Genomic DNA, 19,924 nt, shown 5'->3' with positions numbered 1-19,924 from the left:
CGCTCACCGCGTTTGACGTTGGTCTCTGAGGGGTATGATTTGCGGCGCTTGCTGGTGACCTCAAAAGGACGGCAAGCGGTCGAGGTCGCGATAACGGGCCATTTGAGCCTCCCGTTTTTGATTGGCGAAAATTCCGGACCACCCGGAGCCGCGCTTCTCGCACAGTTGCAACGGAATGAAAAGCGAATTTGTTCTAACGCCCCTCGCGGAACCAGGTGCTGCCGAGCGCGAGGAAAAGCAGGGCAAGGCCGAAGAAGCCGGCGAAGAGCTGCAGGCGATTGACGCCCTTCAACTCGGTCTCGCCGGTCATTTTCAGCACCATGCGGTCTCCGGACGCACGCACGTTGCCCTTGATGGGTAGAACGGACGGAAGCGATACGCTGGAGCCGTCGGCGGAGACGCGCCGAACGGTGCCGCCGGTGGCTTCCGCCAGCGGGCGCAGCAGCTCGGTCGTCGAAACTGTTGCGGTGAATTCCGGCGCGTTGACCGCGCCGACATGGACGAGCGCGCGCATTTCGCCGTTTGCGATGTCGAAGAGACCGCTTTCATCGACCGGCAGTTCGGCCTCGAACAGACCGTCGGCGGCTTCAGAGAGCGGCACTGTCAGCGTGTCGCCGGTGGGTGTCGTCACGGTTGCGGGCGGGACTTCCTCGGCCATGGTCTGGCGGGTGATCGTCAGGAGGTTGCCGCGTGCGGCCGCGCGCAGCGATTCCTCTTCGAGCGTCGGTTCCTTCATGAGCCAGTGGGCAATGCGCCGGTAAAGCGCCACATGGGGTCCGCCGCCCTCGAAGCCGCGCGCCCAGAGCCATCCGTGATCGGACATCAGCATTGCAACGCGGCCCTCACCGACCCGGTTGAGGATCAGGAGCGGTGCGCCGTCCGGCCCCTCAAGGATCGTATCGTCTTCCGGCGCATCCACCGAAATGGCCCGGAACCAGCGGCCCCATTGCGGCGGCTCTTCGGCCGAGCCGGGCAGATCGCGGGTCACCGGATGCCGCTTGCCGGCATCGCTGAGGCGCGGGTAAAAGCCGACTTCGGCGATATCGCCGGTCGGCACGGCCGGCAGGACCGGCGCGAGCGGCGTCGTCGCGATGGAATCGCGGCCGGCATGTTCGGGGCCCGCCGCTATCAGCAGCGCGCCGCCGCCGTCGACATATTGCGAGATATAATCGTAATAGAGGACCGGCAGCACGCCGCGCCGCTGGTAGCGGTCGAAAACGATCAGGTCGAATTCATTGATCTTTTCGACGAAGAGTTCACGGGTCGGAAAGGCGATCAGCGACAGCTCGTCGATCGGCGTGCCGTCCTGTTTCTCCGGCGGTCTCAGGATGGTGAAATGCACGAGATCGACGGCGGTATCGGATTTCAGCAGATTGCGCCAGGCGCGCTCGCCGCTGTGGGGCTCGCCCGAAACCAGCAGGACGCGCAGATTCTCGCGAATGCCGTCCAGCACGGCGACGGCCCGGTTGTTGGCAAGGGTGATCTCGCCCGCCAGCGGCTCGACCTCAAGCTCAATGATGTTGTCGCCGGCCCTTTCCACCTCGATGAAAAGCGGCAGCGCTTCGCCGACCGGTGCGAGTTCGGTGCTGTAGACCTCGCCATTGACGCGGACGGTGACCTCGGTGACCTGCCGTGTCGCCGCGCCCTCATCGAGGACCCGGTAGCTGATTTCCTGGGGTTCGCCGACAATGCCGAAGCGCGGCGCATTGACCAGTTCGATGCGGCGGTCGACCTCGCCGGCCGAGCCGGTGATGAGGCCGTGAAGGGGTGCGTCAAAACCCAGTTCGGAAGCCGATTCCGGGATGTCGTGCACCTGCCCGTCGGTGATCATGATGGCACCGGCGACACGCGATGTCGGAACATCCTCCATTGCCGAGGAAAGCGCATCGAAAAGGCGCGTCGACGGTGTTTCGGTGAAACTGTCATTGCCGACCTCCACCGTGCGCACATCCAGCCGCTGAAAGCGCGACAACTGGTCCTGCAGCCGTTCAAGCGTGGCATCCGTCGCCGCGGTGCGCTCGTCGGACGCCTGGCTCTGGCTGCGGTCGACAATGATTGCGACGATGCTGTCGAGCGGCTCGCGCTCGGTCTGGAGTATCACCGGATTCAGCAGTGCCAGGCACAAAGCCGCCAGGGCGCAGATGCGGAAGAGCGCGCCGCGGACCTTCTGCCAGATGCTGAAAGCAGCGAGCGCTGCTGCCAGAGCAGCCAGCACTGCTATGTAAAAGACAGGTAGGAGCGGAGCAAACTCGATCGTCATCTACTGCCCCAATCGCTCGAGCAGGGCCGGAACGTGGACCTGGTCGGCCTTGTAGTTGCCGGTCAGCATATACATCATGATGTTGACGCCGGAACGGTAGGCGTGTTCGCGCTGCACCGGATCCGGCGGGACGGTCGGATAGACCGGGATGTTGTTCTCATCGACCGCCCAGGCGCCGGCAAGGTCGTTGCCGGTGATGATGATCGAGGACACGCCGTCGCCGCCTCTGGCCGGCCTGTTGTCGGGATTATCGGTATCGAGAAGCGCTTCCACCCAGAGCGGGCTGCCGCGGTAGCGGCCCGGAAACTCGTTCAGAATATAGAATGCCTTGGTGAGCACATGGTCCTGCGGCACCGGCTCCAGTGCCGGGATGTCGAGTTCGGCCAGAATGGCGCGAAGGCGCGCCGTTTCCGGCGATACGACACCGGCTGCGCTCAGACCGGCCAGCGCATCGCGCGTGTCGAAAAGCACCGTTCCGCCGTTCTTCATGAAGGTGTCGACACGGGCAATCGCTTCGCGGCTGGGCGGGTCCGTATCGACGGTGATCGGCCAGTACAGCATCGAATAGAGTTCCAGCGGATCGTTCTCGATGTCGACGCCGACGGGCTCGCCCGGCTCCAGCGAGGTGCGGTAGGTCAAAAAGCGCGTCATGCCGTTGAGACCGAGGCGGCTGGTCCGGTCGGTGCGGCGGTCGCCCGTTACGACATAGGCAAGATGGGTGCGGTCGAGCGAAGCCAGGATCTCGGCATCGCCCGGCTTTTCATCGGCGGCGTTTGCCGGCTCGGCGGCGGTCATGAAGCCGACGGACAGGACCAAGAGGCCCGCACCGGCCGCTGTCTGTGCCCGGCGCATGTTCAGCCTGGAGAAGGCGCCGGACATAAACAGGACGATGATCGTGTCGGCCATGAGCAGCAGAAGCGCGGCGGTCAGCAGATAGGGCGCGAGATCGATGCTGGCGCTGCGCATATACTCCGAGCGCACCAGCGGTCCGGAATAGTCCGGCAGATCGAAAGCCATCAGCGCATCGCCGTCGCGCATGAGATTGAGCGCGACGAAGCCGCTTTCCGTTCCGTAAAGGCCGGGCGGATTGTCGAAACTGACCGGCGGCAGCGTTCCGGAGCGGACCTTGAGCGGCTGCACCGCGCCGGACGGCGTGGTTATGGACCCGTTTGCCGCCAGCAGCCGGTAGGGCGGCAGGATCACTTCCTCGACAACGCCCTGCGCACCGATGGTGGAGCGCGAAAGAAGGATGGACCGGCGCAGCATTTCCACGAAATGACCGGAGATGGGAAGGTTGGACCAGGTTGCCTCCGCAGTGACGTGAAACAGGATGATGCGGCCGTCTCCGAAGGCCCGGCTGGTGACGAGCGGGGTACCGTCGGCAAGACTTGCCCAGGTCCGGGCACCCAGATCGGGTGACGGTTCGGCAAGCACTTGCCGGTTGACCGTCACGTCGTCCGGCCGACTCATGCCGGCAAACGCGCCCTGTTCGGAAAACGCTGCAAGCGGCTGCGGCTCGCTCCAGGAAAGCGCTCCGCCAAGCGCCCGTTCGCCGCGGCGCAGATCGACCGGCACGAAAGGATCGCTGCTGTCGCCGCCGGCCAGTCGCGGGCCGGCAAAGCGCAGCAGCAGGCCGCCATCGGTGATCCACTCCAGCAACAGGTCCTCGACCTCATCGGGAACGGTGCCCACATCGGCCATGACGATCACCGATGGGCGCTGTTCGACCAGTTCCGCGATCGCGCCGCCGAGTTCGGAATCTTCCGGCACGATCAGATCGGCAAAGGGCTCCAGCGCACGGGTCAGATAATAGAGCGGCGATAGAAGCGGCTGCGACAGATCGAGCGGTTCGGCGGATAACAGTCCGACGCGCCGCCGCCTGGCACTCTCATCGAGCAGGTAACGTGCCCCTGCATTGGACAGGCCATCGACCGAGATGTTGGCAAAGTCGTTGCGCAGTTCGAAGGGCACGGTCAAAAGCGCCGTGCCCAGCGAGGCGCCAGATTCGAAGACGAGCTGCCCGTTGGCAATCGGCCGGCCCTGACTGTCATTCGCGGTGACCGCGCGGCTCTCCGGGTGGTCGGTATCCGTGCGTTCGGCCGTCACCGCAAATCCGTTGGCCTCGTTGCTGGCGGAAACAAGCGCCAGGGTTCCGTCGGTCATGTTCTGGAAGAGCAACACATCCTGCTGCGGCGCGCGTTCCAAGAGCGCCTGCCACTGGTCGGTGGCGGCTTCGCTCGTCAGGCCGGACGACAGGATGGCGAGCGTTCCGACAGAGCTGTTTTCCAGCGCCGTCTGGAGCGCGGCCAAGGCATCTTGCTGGCTCCCGTGCAACGGGCGGGCGACGGCCGCCTGAAGGCGTTCGCGTGCACGGGCCGGCGTATCCGGCGTGGCGTTGTGCGTATCTTCGGCGGTAAAGACGATGGAGACGGGCAGGTTCCGCGCTTCGGCATCGTCGATGAGTTCGCCGGCAACCGAAATGCGCTCCTGCCAGTCGGTGGCGGTCGACCAGCCATTGTCCATGACAAGAACAAGCGGTCCTTCCGCGCTGATCTGGATTTCGCGCGGGTTCATGACCGGCTGCGCGAGTGCGAAGACGATGAGAGCGGCGATCAGCAGCCGCAGGGCGGTCAGCCACCAGGGGCTCTTGGCCGGCGTTTCCTCTTTCTTGAGGACCTTGGCAAGGATGCGCAGCGGCGGGAACAGTTCGGTCTTCGGCCGAGGCGGCGTCAGGCGCAGCAGCCACCAGATGACCGGCAGCAGGGCGAGGCCGAACAGCAGCGCGGGAGCCCCGAAGACGATGGGCAGCGCGCTCACGACGCGACCTCGCGAACGCCGCCGCCGGGCACGCCTGACAGGTGCGTGTGCAGCGCGACCAGCGCTGTCGATGCCGGCTGGTCGGTGTGGTGGGTGATGAAATTCCAGCCCAGACGCCTCAGGCTCTCGGCAATGCCCTCACGGCGCGCGAGATAGGTCCGGCGGTATTCTTCGTTCAGCGTTTCGGCACGGCCCGCCGTCAACTTGCCGCCGGTTTCGGGATCAATGAATTCGGTGCGGCCGCGATAGGGGAACACCTCCTCGACCGGATCGCATATCTCGAGGATATGGCCGCGAATACCGCGTTTCGCAATGGGCGCGAGCCTCTCGATGACGGCTTCCGCCGGATCGAGGAAATCCGAGATCAGAACCAGGTCGCTGTGGCGGTTGATCTGGGAAACATCGGGGAAATGCGCCTTGTCCCGGTGCAACTCGATGGCTGCCGCCAGCCGTTCCGCCGCGTTGCGCGCGGCAACGGGCTCCAGAACGCCGGGGGAGGCGATCCGCTCGCCGGAACGCGCCAGAATCTCGGCAACGGCCAGAAGGATGACCATGGCCCGGCTTTGCTTGGAAACCGGTGCAAGCGATGATTTGAAGAGCATCGATGCCGATGAGTCGCACCATAGCCAGACCGTGTGGGCCGCTTCCCATTCCCGGTCGCGCACATAGGTGTTGTCGTCGCGGGCCGAGCGGCGCCAATCAATGCGTGAAAGGCTCTCGCCTTCCACATAAGGCCGGAACTGCCAGAAATTTTCGCCGATGCCGCGCTTGCGCCGGCCGTGCCAGCCGGCGATTACCGTGTTGGCGACCCGGTGGGCCTCCACCAGCAGATCGGGGACGTAGGCGGCGCGCTGCCGCGCCCGGGCCAGCGCGGGTGTCGTCCCGACGGCTTCCGTCGCTTGTCCGATCGCGGCCAAAGTCGATCAGTCTCCGCTCATATTGCTGACCAGGCCTGCGATGACATCGCGGACATGCATACCTTCGGCGCGGGCGGCGAATGTCAGCGCCATGCGGTGCTGCAGGACCGGTTCGGCGAGGGCCCGCACATCGTCGACCGAGGGGGCAAGCCTGCCGTCATAGAGGGCTCTTGCGCGCACGCACAGCATCATTGCCTGGCCGGCGCGCGGACCGGGGCCCCATGCGACGTGGCGGTCGGTTTCCTCATTGCCGTTGCCGGGCCGGGCCGAGCGGACAAGTTTGAGGATGGCGTCGATGACGTTTTCGCTGACCGGCATGCGGCGTACCAGTGCCTGGATTTCCTGGAGGCGCGCCGCGGAAATGACGGGCGCCGCCTGTTTTTCGGCAAGTCCGGTCGTTTCCAGCAGGATACGCCTTTCGGCCTCGATTTCGGGGTAAAGCACGTCAACCTGCATCAGGAAGCGGTCGAGCTGGGCTTCCGGCAGCGGATAGGTCCCTTCCTGCTCGAGCGGATTCTGTGTCGCCAGGACATGAAACGGTTCGGGCAGGTCGTGATGCGTGCCCGCGACGGTCACATGGTATTCCTGCATGGCCTGCAGCAGCGCCGATTGTGTACGCGGTGAGGCGCGGTTGATCTCGTCGGCCATCAGAAGCTGGGTGAAGATCGGGCCGGCAACAAAACGGAAGGAGCGCTTGCCGTCGGCATCCTGGTCCATGACCTCCGATCCGAGGATGTCTGACGGCATCAGGTCCGGTGTGAACTGGATGCGGTTGTCGGTGAGGCCGAGAACCGTACCGAGGGTGCCGACGAGCTTGGTCTTTGCCAGACCCGGAACGCCGACAAGCAGCGCATGGCCGCCCGAAAGCACCGCCAAAATGGTCTGTTCGACAACGTTCTGCTGGCCGAAAATGACCGTGCCGATTTCACGCCTGATCGATGCAATGTCCTCAAGAGCCGCCTCGGCGGTCTCGATCACCGCTTTTTCGTCCAGCGCGGGATCGGTATTCTCAACGACGCCCATATGGCAATCTCCGTCTCTTTGTTTCCGGACTCACTTCCCATATATCACTCATTATCCACTATTTGGTGCGCATCGGATAACCATCAATGGAAAATACTGAGCTTTATCCCTATGAATCGCATGATTAGCCTAGCATCTTAAGTGATATTGTTGTGAGCGGGTCTGTTACGTAACAAACCCTAGTCAGGAAGCTGGACCAGACAATGGCAGAAGGTGAAATCGCCGCGGCCTGCGATGCGACCTATCTCGAATCGCTGATTTCCCGGGCGGCGCCGACCGACAGGGGGCGTCCGCCCGTCGATCTGTGGAACCCGGAATTCTGCGGCGATCTGGACATGGAAATCCGTGCGGACGGTACCTGGTTCTATCTCGGAACGCCGATCGCGCGGGCGCCGCTGGTGCGGCTGTTCTCAACCGTCTTGCGCAAGGATGAGGACGGCGAGACCTATCTTGTCACGCCGGTCGAAAAGCTGCGCATCACCGTCGAGGACGTGCCGTTCATTGCCGTCGAAATGAGCGCCGATGACCGCGACGGGGAGCAGGTGCTGACGTTTCGCACCAATGTGGGCGACGTCGTCGAGGCCGGCCCCGATCATCCGCTGCGCTTCGAGGTCGCCGGCGAGAACCAGCAGCTCAAGCCCTATCTGCATGTGCGCGGCAGGCTCGAAGCGCTGGTCAGCCGCCCGCTGATGTACGATATCGTCGAACTCGGGCAAAGCCAGCCGGTGGGTGGCATCGAAATGTTCAGCATCAGTTCGGGCGGCGCTCACTTCCCGATCATGCCGATGGATCGCCTTGAGGCCATGCTGCAATGAAAATGACGACCGGCGAGGTGTTCAGCGCCGCGAGTTTTCGCGAAAGGGCGGCGCGCGAAAGCGGCGAGGACGACCTGCGCGGCTATGGCGACCATGTACTGAACGCCGATATCATACAGCGGCTGGCGAGCGAGCCGCTCCGCGAGGCAGCCGTGCTCGTACCGCTGGTCGACCATGGCTCGCACACCGATATTCTGCTGACCCAGCGGACCGCCAATCTGCGGACCCATTCGGGTCAGGTCGCCTTTCCGGGCGGTGCCATCGATCCGGAGGACGGATCGGCCGAGGTTGCCGCGATGCGCGAGGCGGAAGAGGAGATCGGCCTGCCGCGCGATTTTGTCGAGCCGGTCGGACGGTTGCCGCAATATCTGACAGTGTCCGGCTTTCGCATCACGCCGGTGCTGGCGGTGGTGCGCGAGAACTACCCCATGCAGATCAACCGGCACGAGGTCGAGGATGCCTTCGAGGTGCCATTTTCCTTTTTGATGGACCCGTCGAACCACATCCGCGAGAGCCGTGTCTGGGAAGGCAAGGAGCGGCATTTTTATACAATGCCCTATGGGCAGCGCTACATCTGGGGCGTGACCGCCGGTATTCTGCGCACACTTTATGAAAGGCTCTATGCATGAGCGGCAGTCATGGGCAGAGAACCATCGCCGACGCGGACTGGTTCCGGGCGCGACGCCTGCGCCGGGTCCTGGATGTGTTGAACGCGGATGGCGGCGAGGCGCGTATTGTCGGTGGCGCGGTGCGCAACACGCTGATGGGTCTCGATGTCGGCGATATCGATATCGCCACGACGCTGCGCCCGGATGAGGTTGTTGAACGGGCCAAAGAAGCACGCATCAAGGCGGTTCCGACGGGGATCGACCACGGGACGGTCACGCTGGTTGTCGAAAGTGTGCCCTATGAGGTAACGACGCTGCGGGCCGATATCGAATCGCATGGCCGGCATGCCACGGTCGCCTATGGCGCCGACTGGAGCGTTGATGCGCACCGCAGGGACCTGACAATCAACGGGCTTTATGCCGACCGGGACGGAAACGTAATCGATCTGGTCGGCGGCCTTGCCGATATAGAAACGCACACGGTGCGTTTCATCGGCGATGCGGCAACGCGCATCGAGGAAGACTATCTGCGTATCTTAAGGTTCTTCCGGTTCTTTGCCTGGTATGGCGGCGGTCGCCCCGATGCAGAAGGTCTCAAGGCCTGCGCACGACTGAAATCGGGACTTGACGGCCTTTCCGCCGAGCGCGTCTGGTCGGAACTCAAACGCCTGCTGGCGGCGCCCGATCCATCGCGGGCGCTCCTGTGGATGCGCCAGAGCGGTGTCTTGAGCGAGATCCTGCCGGAATCGGAAAAATGGGGCATCGACGCGATCTTCGGTGTCGTTGAGACGGGTGCGGCCCTGAAGTGGCCAAGCGATCCCTTGTTGCGGCTGATGGCGATCGTGCCGCATCATGGGGAGCGCCTGGACGCCATGGCGAGCCGGCTGCGCATGTCGAACAGTGAGCGCAAGCGGCTGGTCGAGTGGGCCGGGCAACCCCCGGTTCCGGAGGCGCTTGCCGATACGGCTTTGCGACGGTTGCTTTATCGCGGCGACAAGCAGGCGGTCACCGACAAGATCCGCCTGCAATTCTGCGCCCGGCGCAAGGCTGCCGAACAGGATGATGAAGCGCTCAAGGGCGCGGCGGCGCTGTCGCGTCTGCTCAAGGTCGCGGACGATTGGGCACGGCCGGATTTCCCGGTTTCCGGTACGGATCTGCTCGAGGCGGGCCTTTCTGCCGGGCCGGATGTCGGCGCGGCGATGAATGCGCTGGAGGAGGCGTGGATCGACAGCGACTTTTCCCTCACGCGCGCGCAGCTTCTGGAGAAGGTTGCGCCATGAGCGGTCCGGTGCCCTCGGCGGACGAGGTCCGGCAACATCTGAAAGCCCTTATCGGCGCGCAGGGGGTTGAACTTTCCGATTACAAGGACTGGCTCGTGACGGATCAGGCATTGCCGGCGATCCGTGGCAACTGGACCCACCAGATCGGCAATCAGGAGATCGGCCGGCTGGATATACAGGTGCTGTCGGACGCAGAGCGGGTGATCGAGGAATCCTTCGCCGGAATGGGTGCCGATGGCGAGCGCTACACGGACGCGCTGCAGAATTTCCAACTCGGGTCGCTGCACGTGTTGCTCTCGGCCTTGTGGTCGAGGCCGCATGAGAGCGTCGTGATTCAGGAATGGCAATCACCGCATGGCAGGTGGACCGCGCATGTCGGCGAATTCGTCTCGCGCTGTCTCGGCCCGGAGGAAGTCAGTTTTCCGCCCGATCTGCTGCATGTGATCAGAAACACGCTGATGCGCACCGAACTTGCGCCCGAAGTGCACTGGCTTCGCACCTTTTACTGCAAGCCCGGCGGTGGCGACACGGTTGTCGAGGTCCTGCTCGACAACGAGGACTGGGCCGCCGGCAAGAAGGCCGTTTCGGAGGCGATGTGGCCTGCCAGCGAGTATTATTACAGCCTGCGCAATTTCATTGTCCTGGTGCCGCAGGCCTGAAAGCGCGGCGATCGCTCAATTGCAGCTTCGGCAACCATCCTCAGACATAGGCGTAGGCGCATGTCGCGCCGGCGCAGATCTTGGGATTGCCCGCCTGACGGATGTCGATCCTGGCAGTGGCCATGCGCCGGCCGTTTGACAAAAGCGTGACGGTTGCTTCCACATCGCCGGTCATGACCGGCCGCATGAAATGGGTGGTCATGTCGACCGTGGTCATGATGCGCTCGTCATTGTTGTGGCCGATCAGGGCAAGGACGCCGATCGTATCGGCAATCGCCGACAGCGCCTGGCCGCAGACGATACCGCCCGTGCGGGCCAGCGTGTCGCTGGCCGGTATTTTGAAGACGGCGCCAGTTTCGGTAACCGCCACCGGCTCGATGCTCAGTTGCTGCACCCAGGGCGCGAAGGCCTCGGACAAAAAGGCCTTCATCCGAACGATTGCATCGTCATCTGCTGTCACGGTGTCCTCCCAGAAAGTCCGGTCCATCAGCCGGGTTGCATGACCGTGCCGGACAATGCGGTTGTTTGATTCCGAACCGATAGCACGGTGGAGCAGGAATTTCGACGACGCCGGGAGAAATCGGATGGTTTGATCCGACAGGGCACAGTCAGGTCAAAGAGGCAGATGGCAGAGCACGCCCGCGTGCGTGTTTCGGCGGACTTTTGGCCTTATACTGTCTGGAACTTGATGAAGCACTGTCTTGACCGGGCCTGTTCAGCCATTGGCTGCAATAATTTCGACGAAAATTTACCCGCATAACTAATATTTTGGATCCAAAGACATGTTATTTGTTATGTAATTAATATATTGTCTTTATATTTTTCTCAATTATAACAATATCTTATCTCTGCATTAATATCACTTTAAGGTGACGAATGTACAACCTTAAGGTGATATTCGTATGTAGAGGGGCGACATATGTTGACGCGCAGTACCCAAAGAGTGCTTTTCGCATTGGTTGTTCTGTTCTGGGCACCTATAACAGCCATTGCACAGGATTGGACCGCGCACCGGGTCAGCAAACCTGCCTATTTTACGGTCGATAGCAAAAACTGGTTCGCCATCCGCCGTGGCATGCGGCTGCCCGACGCAGCATGGATCCACACCGGGCGACGTGGGCGGCTTCAGCTCAGACGTGGCGACGAAATGATCATGTACAAGCCGAATACGCTGGCCGCGTTGATCAATCGTGGCCGGGTCGCGGGCAAAACGGAACTTCGCCAGCGCTTCGGCACGCTGATTCTCGATGTTGAAACCCGCAATCATCAGCATGTCAGAGTCGACACGCCGTTCCTGGCCGCGGTGGTCAAGGGCACGCGGTTTTCGGTCCACGTGGATTCGCGATCCGCCCAGGTTTCCGTAAAGCGCGGTCTGGTTGAAGTCTCGCCGTCCAGTGGCGGCAAGGCCGTAAATGTGCGTTCCGGTCACACGGCTACCGTCTCAGGTGCCAATATGGCCGAAGTTTCCGTCGTGAGGACAGACGCGAAGTCTTTCGCTGCCAGTTCAGGCCGGGTTGGCAATGAAGATGGCGATGGCGGCCGGGAATACAGTGGAGGTCGGACCGGGGACGGTGGCACAGGTGATACTGGCGGCACAAGCGGTACCGGAGGAACCGGCGGCACCGGAGGAACCGGCGGCACCGGGGGAACCGGCGGAACTGGTGGTACCGGGGGCACAGGCGGTGGCGGAGATGGTGATGATGATGATGATGATGATGGCGACTGATCTTCTTTGTCCGCCCGTCGACGGCTGCGGAAAGCGGTGACGACCTTCACGCCCAATATGGTGCGCGTCATCGCGCCGGTGATCCTTTGTCTTGGCGTGATCTGGTTGCATGCAATCGGTGCTTTTGATGGCCTGCGAAATGGCATCGAGGAAAGGCGGGCACAGTTCGCAGCGCGGGCTGCCACGGGTGAAATAGCCTTTGTCGCCATCGATCAGGAGAGTTTGCGGCAAATCGGCGTCTGGCCATGGCCACGATCGGTGCATGCCCGTTTGATCGATGCGCTTGTCGCGAACGAAGCAGCGGATATCGTTTTCGACATCGATTTCAGCAGCCGCTCCACCGCCGGCGAGGACGAAAGGCTGCTCGAATCATTGCAAGCGGCTGGTGGGTCGGTGGTGTTCCCCACATTCGCACAGCCGGACCGCGTCGACGCGTCCGGCATGGCGCGCCTTGCCCGCACACTGCCGCATGAAATGTTTCGCGATGACATCTGGCTGGCAAGCGTTCAGGTCGTGCCCGACGCGAACGGGCAAGTCCACAATCATGACTTTGGCGTGCGAGTAGGCGATGAGATCATTCCTTCCGTCGCCGCGATCCTGGCAGGTGTTCCGGAGATGAAGACCGACCGGTTCCGGATCGACTTCTCCATCGATCCGGGTTCTGTGCCGACCTACTCCGTGACCGATCTGCTTGCCGGCAAGGTTCCCGATGGAGCGCTGCGCGACAAATCCATCATTGTCGGGGCGCACGCGCTGGAGTTGAGAGACACCTTCGCTGTTCCGGTGCACGCACTGATTTCGGGCCCGCTTTTGCAGGTGCTGGCTGCTGAGACGTTGCTTCAGGACCGCATCTTGATGCCGTCGAGCATCTGGCTGGACGGTGCGCTGGTGCTCTTGGCGCTGGCCGTGATGCTTGTATCGGCGCGTATCGGCCTTGCCTACCGGCTGATTGCGCTCGCGACGCTGGCCGTGTTCCTGGAAGCCGCCGGATTTTTCCTGCAAAAGGATCTTGCCATTGTTGTTTCGACCGCGCCGGCTCATGCCGCCATCGCCGTATTGATGTTGATTGCGGTTGCCAGTGAATTCAACCTCAAGTCTCTGCTGCTGCACCTCTCGCGCATTGAAAACCTCAATACGAAGCGGGTGCTCGGCCAGGTCTTCGCGGACAGCGCCGACGGATTCCTGATTGTGGACCAGGCAGGCCGGGTGTTGGAGATCAACGATAATTTCCGCAGCCTGTTCGATATTGCCCGGGACCGAGACTCGCAGGAAACCATTTTTGCCGCATTGCCCGAAATTCTGGCACGCGACCTGAAATCGATACTCGAAAATGCCGGCGACCGGCATATCAGGGGTGAACTGGCGTTCGAGACCGGCGAAGCCGAAAGCAACCGCTGTATTATCGACTACACCATTACCCTTTCACAAATGGTAAGGTCCGATCGCCCGGACGGCGGCGAAAAGGGCCCTGTCGTGGCTTCGGTCACGGCGCGTGATGTAAGCATCGAACGCACGCAGCGCAGCAAGCTGGAATATCTGTCGAAATTCGACGATCTGACCGGCGCGTTGCGGCGGCGCGAATATGTCGTGCGGTTGGGCCGCAGCTTCGCATCGCCCGCTGGCGAGGACAGCAGAATAACCGTTATGGTGATCAATATTCACCGCTTCAAGGCGCTTAACAGCACGCTTGGGCGCTCCATCGGCGACGCTTTGCTGTCGGCCGTGGCGCGACGGTTGAAGGAGCTGAACCTGCCTGTCTCCGAACCGGCGCGGCTGGATGCCGATACGTTTTCCGTCTACAGTCATTCGGAATCGGGCAAATGCGATGGTCGTCATCTCGCCGCCGCTATTATCCGTCGCTTGAGCAAGCCATACGACCTGGACGGTATGCAGGTTTCGGCTGATTTCTATGTGGGCCTCGCTGAGGCGGTGGGCCCGCAGTCCCGACCGATCGAGAACCTCGTCTGCAACGCGGAACTCGCGCTGGATGCGGCCCGCATCCAGGGCGGCGGCGGCGTTGCCTATTACGACTCGAACCATGCGCAGCAACTGCAGCGCGCGCGGCTCATTGAGCGGGAAATGCAGATCGCCGTCAAAGGCGGGATCGATCAGTTCCATTTAGCTTACCAGCCGCAGGTGTACACGAGAGACCGCAGCCCCGCCGGCGCGGAGGCGCTTCTGCGCTGGATGCATCCGGAAATGGGGCTTATCTCGCCCGGAGAGTTCGTCGATGTCGCCGAGGCCACCGGCCTTATTGTCCAACTCGGGCGCTGGGTGCTCAACCGCGCTTGCCAGGATGCGCGGGCCTGGCCTGAAGAGGTTACGGTGGCGGTTAATGTTTCGCCGACACAGCTGTTGCGCGGCGGCGTTGTCGACGATGTCCGCGCCGCGCTTGCCTCCAGCGGCCTCCTGCCGCATCGGCTGGAATTGGAGATAACCGAATCCAACTTCCTTACGGTGACGAATGAACTTCTGTCCCAGCTTGAGGAACTGAAGGCCCTCGGCGTGTCGCTGGCGCTCGATGATTTCGGCACCGGCTATTCATCGCTTGGCTATATCGCCAACTTCCCGGTCGACAAGATCAAGGTCGACCAGACCTTCATGCGGGGGCTGCCGCAATCGGTCCGCGACCAATCAGTCATTTTCGCCGCGCAGGTGCTGGGTGAGGGGCTGGGCATAGAAGTCCTTTGCGAGGGCGTCGAGACCGAAGAGCAGTATCAGCTTGTGCGCAGCATCGGCTGTCACAAGATGCAGGGATATCTGTTCGGAGAGCCAATGACTGCGGTGGACATTCTTCAATGGTTCGCGGATCGGCGCGCCTCAGCTCTGAAGGATGCCGGTTAAATCATAAGACAAGATAAGACGAACGATTTGCGACTGGCCTGGTGCACTGTTGCATGTGGCGGGCTGCGCCAGGCATGGCTCGCTGCATGCATCAAGGGATATCAACTCTGCATCTGTAGCCGTGGTTGGCGTTCTGTCGACTCTCTAGTTACTCTTTTTTCTATTAATTATAAACAATAAATCAGTTAATTATTAACTCTGTACTCCGAATCGGCCGCGATACTCTCCCGGTGTCAGGCCGGTTGCCTTGAGGAAGAGACGGCCGAAGGCGGACGGATCGGCATAGCCGCTGCGCCAGCCGATCTCATTGACGGGGATGCGGGTGCGTTCGAGCAAACCGCGTGCTTTCTCGATCCGCAGGTTCTGGAGATAGGCGATCGGCGTGTATCCGGTGGCTGCCTTGAAACGGCGCAGAAAGGTGCGTGGCGACAGATGCGAGCGGGCGGCCATGTCCTTGACCGAAATCTCCGTCTCGCAATGGGCCTCCAGCCAGTGCTGCACCTTCAGGACCGGCGCATCGCCATGGCCGAGCGGCGGGCGGAAGCTGCGGTAGTTGCGCTGTTCGCGTCCGCCCGGATCGACAAGCAGGTGCCGCGCGGTCTGCGAGACGGTCTGAGGTCCAAGAAACCGGTTGACGACGAAAAGGCCAAGATCCACCCAGGCCATCAGCCCGCCGGCCGTGACGATATCGTTGTCGTCGACGAGCAGATGTTCGGCAGCGAGCTCAACGTCGGGGAAGGCTGCGCGGAATTCGCCCTCCAGGGCCCAGTGGGTGGTTGCGGGACGTCCGGAAAGCAATCCGGCATGGCCGAGCCAGAAAGCGCCGGCACACACGGAGCACATGATGGTGCCGGTCGCATGCTGATTTCTCAGCCATCGGAGAATGTCAGTGGCGTCCTCTCCCCGGGCGCCCGTGAGATTTGGCGGCAGGATCACCGCGTCATAATCGTTGCTTTTTGCACTGGCCGGCAAGGTCAGTTGCGTGACCGTCAGTTCCGGCCCGTCTGCGCGGTTGCTGTTGCCGCTGGCGATCATGAATAGGTCGGCGAGTCCGAGAACCGCGGACATCTGAACGCCCGGATAGGCGAGGATAGCGACGGAAGCATCGTCAGAGAATTGGGTCATTTGGCGAATATGGCATATCAAATGTCATTTACGCCAGTGTTCATTTGCCGCCCGTTGCGGCACAAAGGCTGCAAAGGAGAATCCGATGTCCAAGAAAGCACTCATCCTCGTCGACATTCAGAACGACTATTTCGAAGACGGCGCCTGGCCGGTCCACAAGATGGAACGGGCGGCGGAAAATGCGGCGCGGCTTCTGGAAGATGCCCGCGCCAATGGCGATACGATCGTCCATATCCGCCACGAAATTCCGTCCGATGAGGCACCGTTCTTCCGCCCGGGATCGGAAGGCGCACAGCATCACAGCTCCGTCGCGCCGCAGCCTGGCGAGCCTGTCATCCTTAAGCACAAGGCCAACAGCTTCCAGGACACGTCCCTGAAACAGGATCTGGATGCTGCGGGTGTCACCGACGTCGTCATTTGCGGCGCCATGAGCCAGATGTGCATCGACGCCACGACGCGCGCGGCCTCGGACTTCGGTTATGCCGTGACCGTTGTCGAGGATGCGTGCGGCGCGAAGGAGGCCTCCTTCGGCGGCGTTACGCTGGACGCCGGCCAGGTGCATGCCGCCTTCATGGCACCCCTTGCCATGAGCTATGCCAAGGTCGTCACCACTGGGGATTTTCTCGGCGACTAGAAATATCCCGGCCTGCCGGACGTCTCAGGGGGCAGGGATCTCGGTCGGCGTGAACGCGGCGATGAAGTTGCGCCTGCCGTCTGCAATCTTGAGGATCGTCACCGATTTTCGCGGCACATGGCTGCCGTCCACATAGCTGATGGTGCCGGTCACGCCCCGGTAATTCTCGATCGTCGCCAGCGCGTCCAGCAATTTGTCCGGCTCGGAAGAGCCGGCCTTCTCGATTGCCGCCACCAGCAGACCGGCCGCGTCGTAACCCAGACCGGCAAAACTGTCCGGAACGGCGCCGTCATGGGCGGTGGCGTAGGCCTTGGCGAATGCCTGGGCGCGGGGGGACGGATTGTCGTCGGCAAAATAGGCGTGGGTGGTGAAATAGATGTCCTTGAGGGCAGGATCGGCGCTCCAGACCGAATCACCGTCATAGCCGTCGCCGCCGAAAATCGGCTGATCAAATCCGTTCTCGCGCACGGCCCTGGCGAAGGCGAAGGCGTCGGCCGGAGTCTCTGCCGCAACAAAGATGATGTCGGCCGCAGATGCGCGGGTGATCGCGCTGGCGAATTTGTCGGCGCCCTGGAATTTGACGGCCGAGACGATCTGCCCGCCATGCGCCTTGAAACTGCTGCTGAAATAGTCCTGCAACAGACGCGTGTAGGTGTGGCTGGCGTCGTATAGTATCGTGGCCGAGCGGGCGCCAAGCGTCTCATAGGCATATTGTGCAGCGGCAGCCGCCTGTACGTTGTCGCCGAAACAGGCAAGAAAAAGAAAGCCCGGCACCTGGAACGGCAATTGCGGGGATGTCGCGCCCGATGTGAGGAAGACACGTTTGGACTGTGCGGAGACCTCGCCCGCCGTGCGTGCCTGGTCGCTGCCCGAAAGGCCGAAAAGGGCAGGCACATCCGGTGCCTCAGCCAGGATTTCCGTGGCGGCCGCGGCAGCGCCCTCCGGCGTGCCGCCCGCATCCTTGACGATCAGCTCGATCGGCCGGCTCAAAACGCCGCCTTTGCCGTTGACCTGCTCGACATGCAGTTTCGCGCCGCGCGAGGAAGGAATGCCGTAGGCGCCCCAGTCGCCGGACAGATTGTAGACGGCGCCGAAGCGGATCGGTCCCTGCATTGCGGAGGATGTCGCCGCGATCAAAAGACCGGCGGCGACGAACAAGCCTGTGAGAGCTGCAATGCGCATCGGCAAACCTCCGTGGTTTCAACCCGGAGTCTAAATCACAACGCAGCGTTGTCCAGCGACACTTTGTCAGTCTTGTGACCACGGCGTCATTGGCTTTCCCAGCCGGCAAACAGCGTTAACAAATGGTCAAAGGCCATGTGCCATTGTCGCAAAAGACCATATGCGAAACGGGGCGGTTTCCGCAGGCCGACAGGACGGGGCAACTTGACAGATGGGTAATGCGACAAGCGGCTGGTCCCGGCCCGCCGGCTTTCGGCAGATTTTTGGCATTGACCTCAGGACCCTGGCCCTGTTCCGCATATTGCTGGGTTTCTATCTGCTGGCGGATATCTGCCTGAGACTGCGGGATCTGACGGCGCATTATTCCGATCTGGGCGTCATGCCGCGCGCCGTGCAGATGGATTACCTTTCGCTCGGCTCCTATTCGCTGCACCTGGCAAACGGATCGAGCTTCTACCAGGGTTTTCTCTTCGCCGTCGCCGCTGCCGCCGCGCTTATGATGATCATCGGATGGAAGACGCGGTTCGCCGTCATAGCGAGCTGGATCCTGCTGATCTCGGTGCAGAACCGCAATACTTTCATCCTTTCGGGCGAAGACAATCTTGCGGTGCTTCTGACCTTCTGGGCGATGTTTCTGCCACTCGGCGCGCGTTATTCGGTGGATGCGGCACTCGATCCGGCATCGGACAAGGTCAACAACCGCTATTTCTCGACCGCAACGCTGGCACTGCTCGTGCAGGGCATGTCGATGTATTTGTTCAGCGCGCTCCTGAAGTCGGATGCACGCTGGATGCCGGACGGCACCGCCGTCTACTATGCGCTGAACCTTGACTACATGGTAACGCCCTTCGGGCTGTGGTTTCGCCAGTTCGAGCCGCTGCTGCAAGCGCTGACCTATTATGTCTACTGGCTGGAACTGATCGGTCCGATCCTGATGTTCTCGCCATTCTTTCACCGAAGCCTGCGCATAGTGCTCATGTGCGCCTTCATCACCATGCATCTGGGTTTCATGATGTGCCTGGAGATCGGGCTTTTCCCGGTCATCTCGATCATCATGAACCTGACCTTCCTGCCCGGCTGGGTCTGGGATGGACTGGCAAAATGGGCGGCGCGGCGGCGTATGCAGGCACTGGCGATCTGGTACGACCGGGACTGCACGTTCTGCCTGAAGGCGTGCAGGGTCCTGCGCATCTTCCTGTTCCTCGGCGATGCGCCCATCAGGCCGGCACAGGACGATCCGACAGCCGGCCCGCTGCTCGAGAAAAACAATTCCTGGGTCGTTACCAGCGACCAGGGCAGTTTCCTGAAGTGGAACGCCATGCGGCAGCTCGTGCGCGGCTCGCCGGTCTTGCGGCCGCTTGCCTTCGCGACGGGCGTGCGGCCCGTCGTGTGGCTGGGTGAGCGATCCTATGATCGCATCGCGGCCAACCGCGCGCGGCTGGCCCGTATCTCGGAGCGCCTGCTGCCCTGGCGGACGATCCCGCGACGCGCCGGCTGGATGACAAATGGTCTCGCCGGTGTGTTCCTTATCTTCATAACGGTCCAGAATGTGGCAACCCTGCCGGCCGTGAACTGGACCTTGCCGGACCGGTTCGTGATCGTTCGGCAGGCCCTCGGGCTGTTTCAGTACTGGACAATGTTCGCGCCGCATCCGGAGCTGACAAGTCCATGGCCTGTCATCGAGGGTAAATTGACGGATGGGACCGTCGTGGATGTCTATCGCCAATTGGAGGGTGACGCGGACACTTCGAGACCGGATGTGGTTTCTTCGGTCTACCGTAATTACCGCTGGCGCAAGTTCCTGTCCAACCTCGAGGACCAGTCCTACAACCCGGTCGACCAATTCCTCGCACTGAACTATGCGCGCTATTTGTGCCGGACATGGAAAGCGGCCCATCCGGATACCGCGCAACTGGCGACATTCTCCATTGTGTTCAATGTAGAGTTCACGCCGCCGCCGGATGTGCCCCGAGTTGTCGAGCAACGGGACGTGTGGTTGCATGATTGTCTCGGCTAATACTCTAGATGGGTAGT

The 19,924-nt window shown here is 62.0% G+C and carries 15 protein-coding genes; 8 read left to right on the top strand and 7 right to left on the bottom strand.

From position 1 onward, the window contains the following. Nucleotides 1-193: 193 nt before the first annotated feature. From OOZ53_RS18505 to OOZ53_RS18490, 4 genes are read right to left on the bottom strand one after another with little or no spacing between them, the layout of a single operon-like run. Nucleotides 194-2,260: a hypothetical protein gene (locus tag OOZ53_RS18505; protein ID WP_271091181.1), complete on the bottom strand. Its 2,067-nt coding sequence runs from the start codon at nt 2,258-2,260 to the stop codon at nt 194-196. Further along, a complete protein-coding gene (locus OOZ53_RS18500; RefSeq protein WP_271091180.1) occupies nt 2,261-5,077 on the bottom strand; it encodes a DUF4159 domain-containing protein in 2,817 nt (938 codons plus the stop codon). Next, nucleotides 5,074-5,994 (bottom strand): DUF58 domain-containing protein, encoded by a 921-nt coding sequence (locus tag OOZ53_RS18495; protein ID WP_271091179.1) that lies wholly within the window; start codon nt 5,992-5,994, stop codon nt 5,074-5,076. The genes OOZ53_RS18500 and OOZ53_RS18495 overlap by 4 nt, the downstream gene beginning before the upstream one ends. A 6-nt stretch (nt 5,995-6,000) precedes the next feature. Next, nucleotides 6,001-7,017 carry an AAA family ATPase gene (locus OOZ53_RS18490; RefSeq protein ID WP_271091178.1) on the bottom strand — a complete coding sequence of 339 codons (1,017 nt, stop codon included), beginning with the start codon at nt 7,015-7,017 and terminating at the stop codon, nt 6,001-6,003. Nucleotides 7,018-7,220: 203 nt separating this feature from the next. Here OOZ53_RS18490 and OOZ53_RS18485 point away from each other — a divergent pair, with 203 nt between their 5' ends. From OOZ53_RS18485 to OOZ53_RS18470, 4 genes are read left to right on the top strand one after another with little or no spacing between them, the layout of a single operon-like run. After that, a complete protein-coding gene (locus tag OOZ53_RS18485) occupies nt 7,221-7,832 on the top strand; it encodes a DUF1285 domain-containing protein (protein ID WP_271091177.1) in 612 nt (203 codons plus the stop codon). A 2-nt stretch (nt 7,833-7,834) separates the two neighbouring features. Further along, nucleotides 7,835-8,461 carry a CoA pyrophosphatase gene (locus OOZ53_RS18480; RefSeq protein WP_425499185.1) on the top strand — a complete coding sequence of 209 codons (627 nt, stop codon included), beginning with the start codon at nt 7,835-7,837 and terminating at the stop codon, nt 8,459-8,461. After that, complete coding sequence (locus OOZ53_RS18475; RefSeq protein WP_271091175.1) at nt 8,458-9,720, top strand: CCA tRNA nucleotidyltransferase; 1,263 nt, start codon at nt 8,458-8,460, stop codon at nt 9,718-9,720. The genes OOZ53_RS18480 and OOZ53_RS18475 overlap by 4 nt, the downstream gene beginning before the upstream one ends. Continuing rightward, nucleotides 9,717-10,379: a DUF6348 family protein gene (locus OOZ53_RS18470; RefSeq protein WP_271091174.1), complete on the top strand. Its 663-nt coding sequence runs from the start codon at nt 9,717-9,719 to the stop codon at nt 10,377-10,379. Before OOZ53_RS18475 ends, OOZ53_RS18470 begins: the two co-directional genes overlap by 4 nt. A 40-nt stretch (nt 10,380-10,419) precedes the next feature. Here the strand turns inward: OOZ53_RS18470 and OOZ53_RS18465 are convergent, their stop codons facing one another. Then, complete coding sequence (locus OOZ53_RS18465) at nt 10,420-10,839, bottom strand: PaaI family thioesterase (protein ID WP_271091173.1); 420 nt, start codon at nt 10,837-10,839, stop codon at nt 10,420-10,422. Between the two features lie 459 nt (nt 10,840-11,298). Here OOZ53_RS18465 and OOZ53_RS18460 point away from each other — a divergent pair, with 459 nt between their 5' ends. Continuing rightward, on the top strand, nt 11,299-12,105 hold the full coding sequence (locus OOZ53_RS18460) for a FecR domain-containing protein (protein ID WP_271091172.1): 807 nt from the start codon (nt 11,299-11,301) through the stop codon (nt 12,103-12,105). Nucleotides 12,106-12,141: 36 nt separating this feature from the next. Then, nucleotides 12,142-14,949 carry an EAL domain-containing protein gene (locus OOZ53_RS18455; protein ID WP_271091171.1) on the top strand — a complete coding sequence of 936 codons (2,808 nt, stop codon included), beginning with the start codon at nt 12,142-12,144 and terminating at the stop codon, nt 14,947-14,949. A gap of 192 nt (nt 14,950-15,141) precedes the next feature. Here OOZ53_RS18455 and OOZ53_RS18450 read toward each other — a convergent pair whose 3' ends face one another. Next, nucleotides 15,142-16,074: a GlxA family transcriptional regulator gene (locus tag OOZ53_RS18450; protein ID WP_271091170.1), complete on the bottom strand. Its 933-nt coding sequence runs from the start codon at nt 16,072-16,074 to the stop codon at nt 15,142-15,144. A gap of 85 nt (nt 16,075-16,159) precedes the next feature. Between OOZ53_RS18450 and OOZ53_RS18445 the strand changes: the two genes are divergently transcribed. Further along, nucleotides 16,160-16,708, top strand: coding sequence for a cysteine hydrolase family protein (locus tag OOZ53_RS18445; protein WP_271091169.1), 549 nt, complete (start codon nt 16,160-16,162; stop codon nt 16,706-16,708). A gap of 24 nt (nt 16,709-16,732) precedes the next feature. On the opposite strand, the gene OOZ53_RS18440 is transcribed toward OOZ53_RS18445, so the two are convergent. Beyond that, nucleotides 16,733-17,890, bottom strand: a complete 1,158-nt coding sequence (locus tag OOZ53_RS18440) for an ABC transporter substrate-binding protein (protein WP_271091168.1) — start codon at nt 17,888-17,890, stop codon at nt 16,733-16,735. A 211-nt stretch (nt 17,891-18,101) separates the two neighbouring features. On the opposite strand from OOZ53_RS18440, the gene OOZ53_RS18435 reads away from it, so the two are divergent. After that, on the top strand, nt 18,102-19,907 hold the full coding sequence (locus OOZ53_RS18435; protein ID WP_271091167.1) for an HTTM domain-containing protein: 1,806 nt from the start codon (nt 18,102-18,104) through the stop codon (nt 19,905-19,907). The last annotated feature ends 17 nt before the right edge of the window (nt 19,908-19,924 follow it).

Origin of the sequence: Allohoeflea poritis (assembly GCF_027889715.1) — a bacterium.
Taxonomy (GTDB): Bacteria; Pseudomonadota; Alphaproteobacteria; order Rhizobiales; family Rhizobiaceae; genus Hoeflea_A; species Hoeflea_A poritis.
The sequence above is the reverse complement of the archived record's forward strand: the minus strand, read 5'-3'. Positions and strand labels throughout refer to the sequence as shown.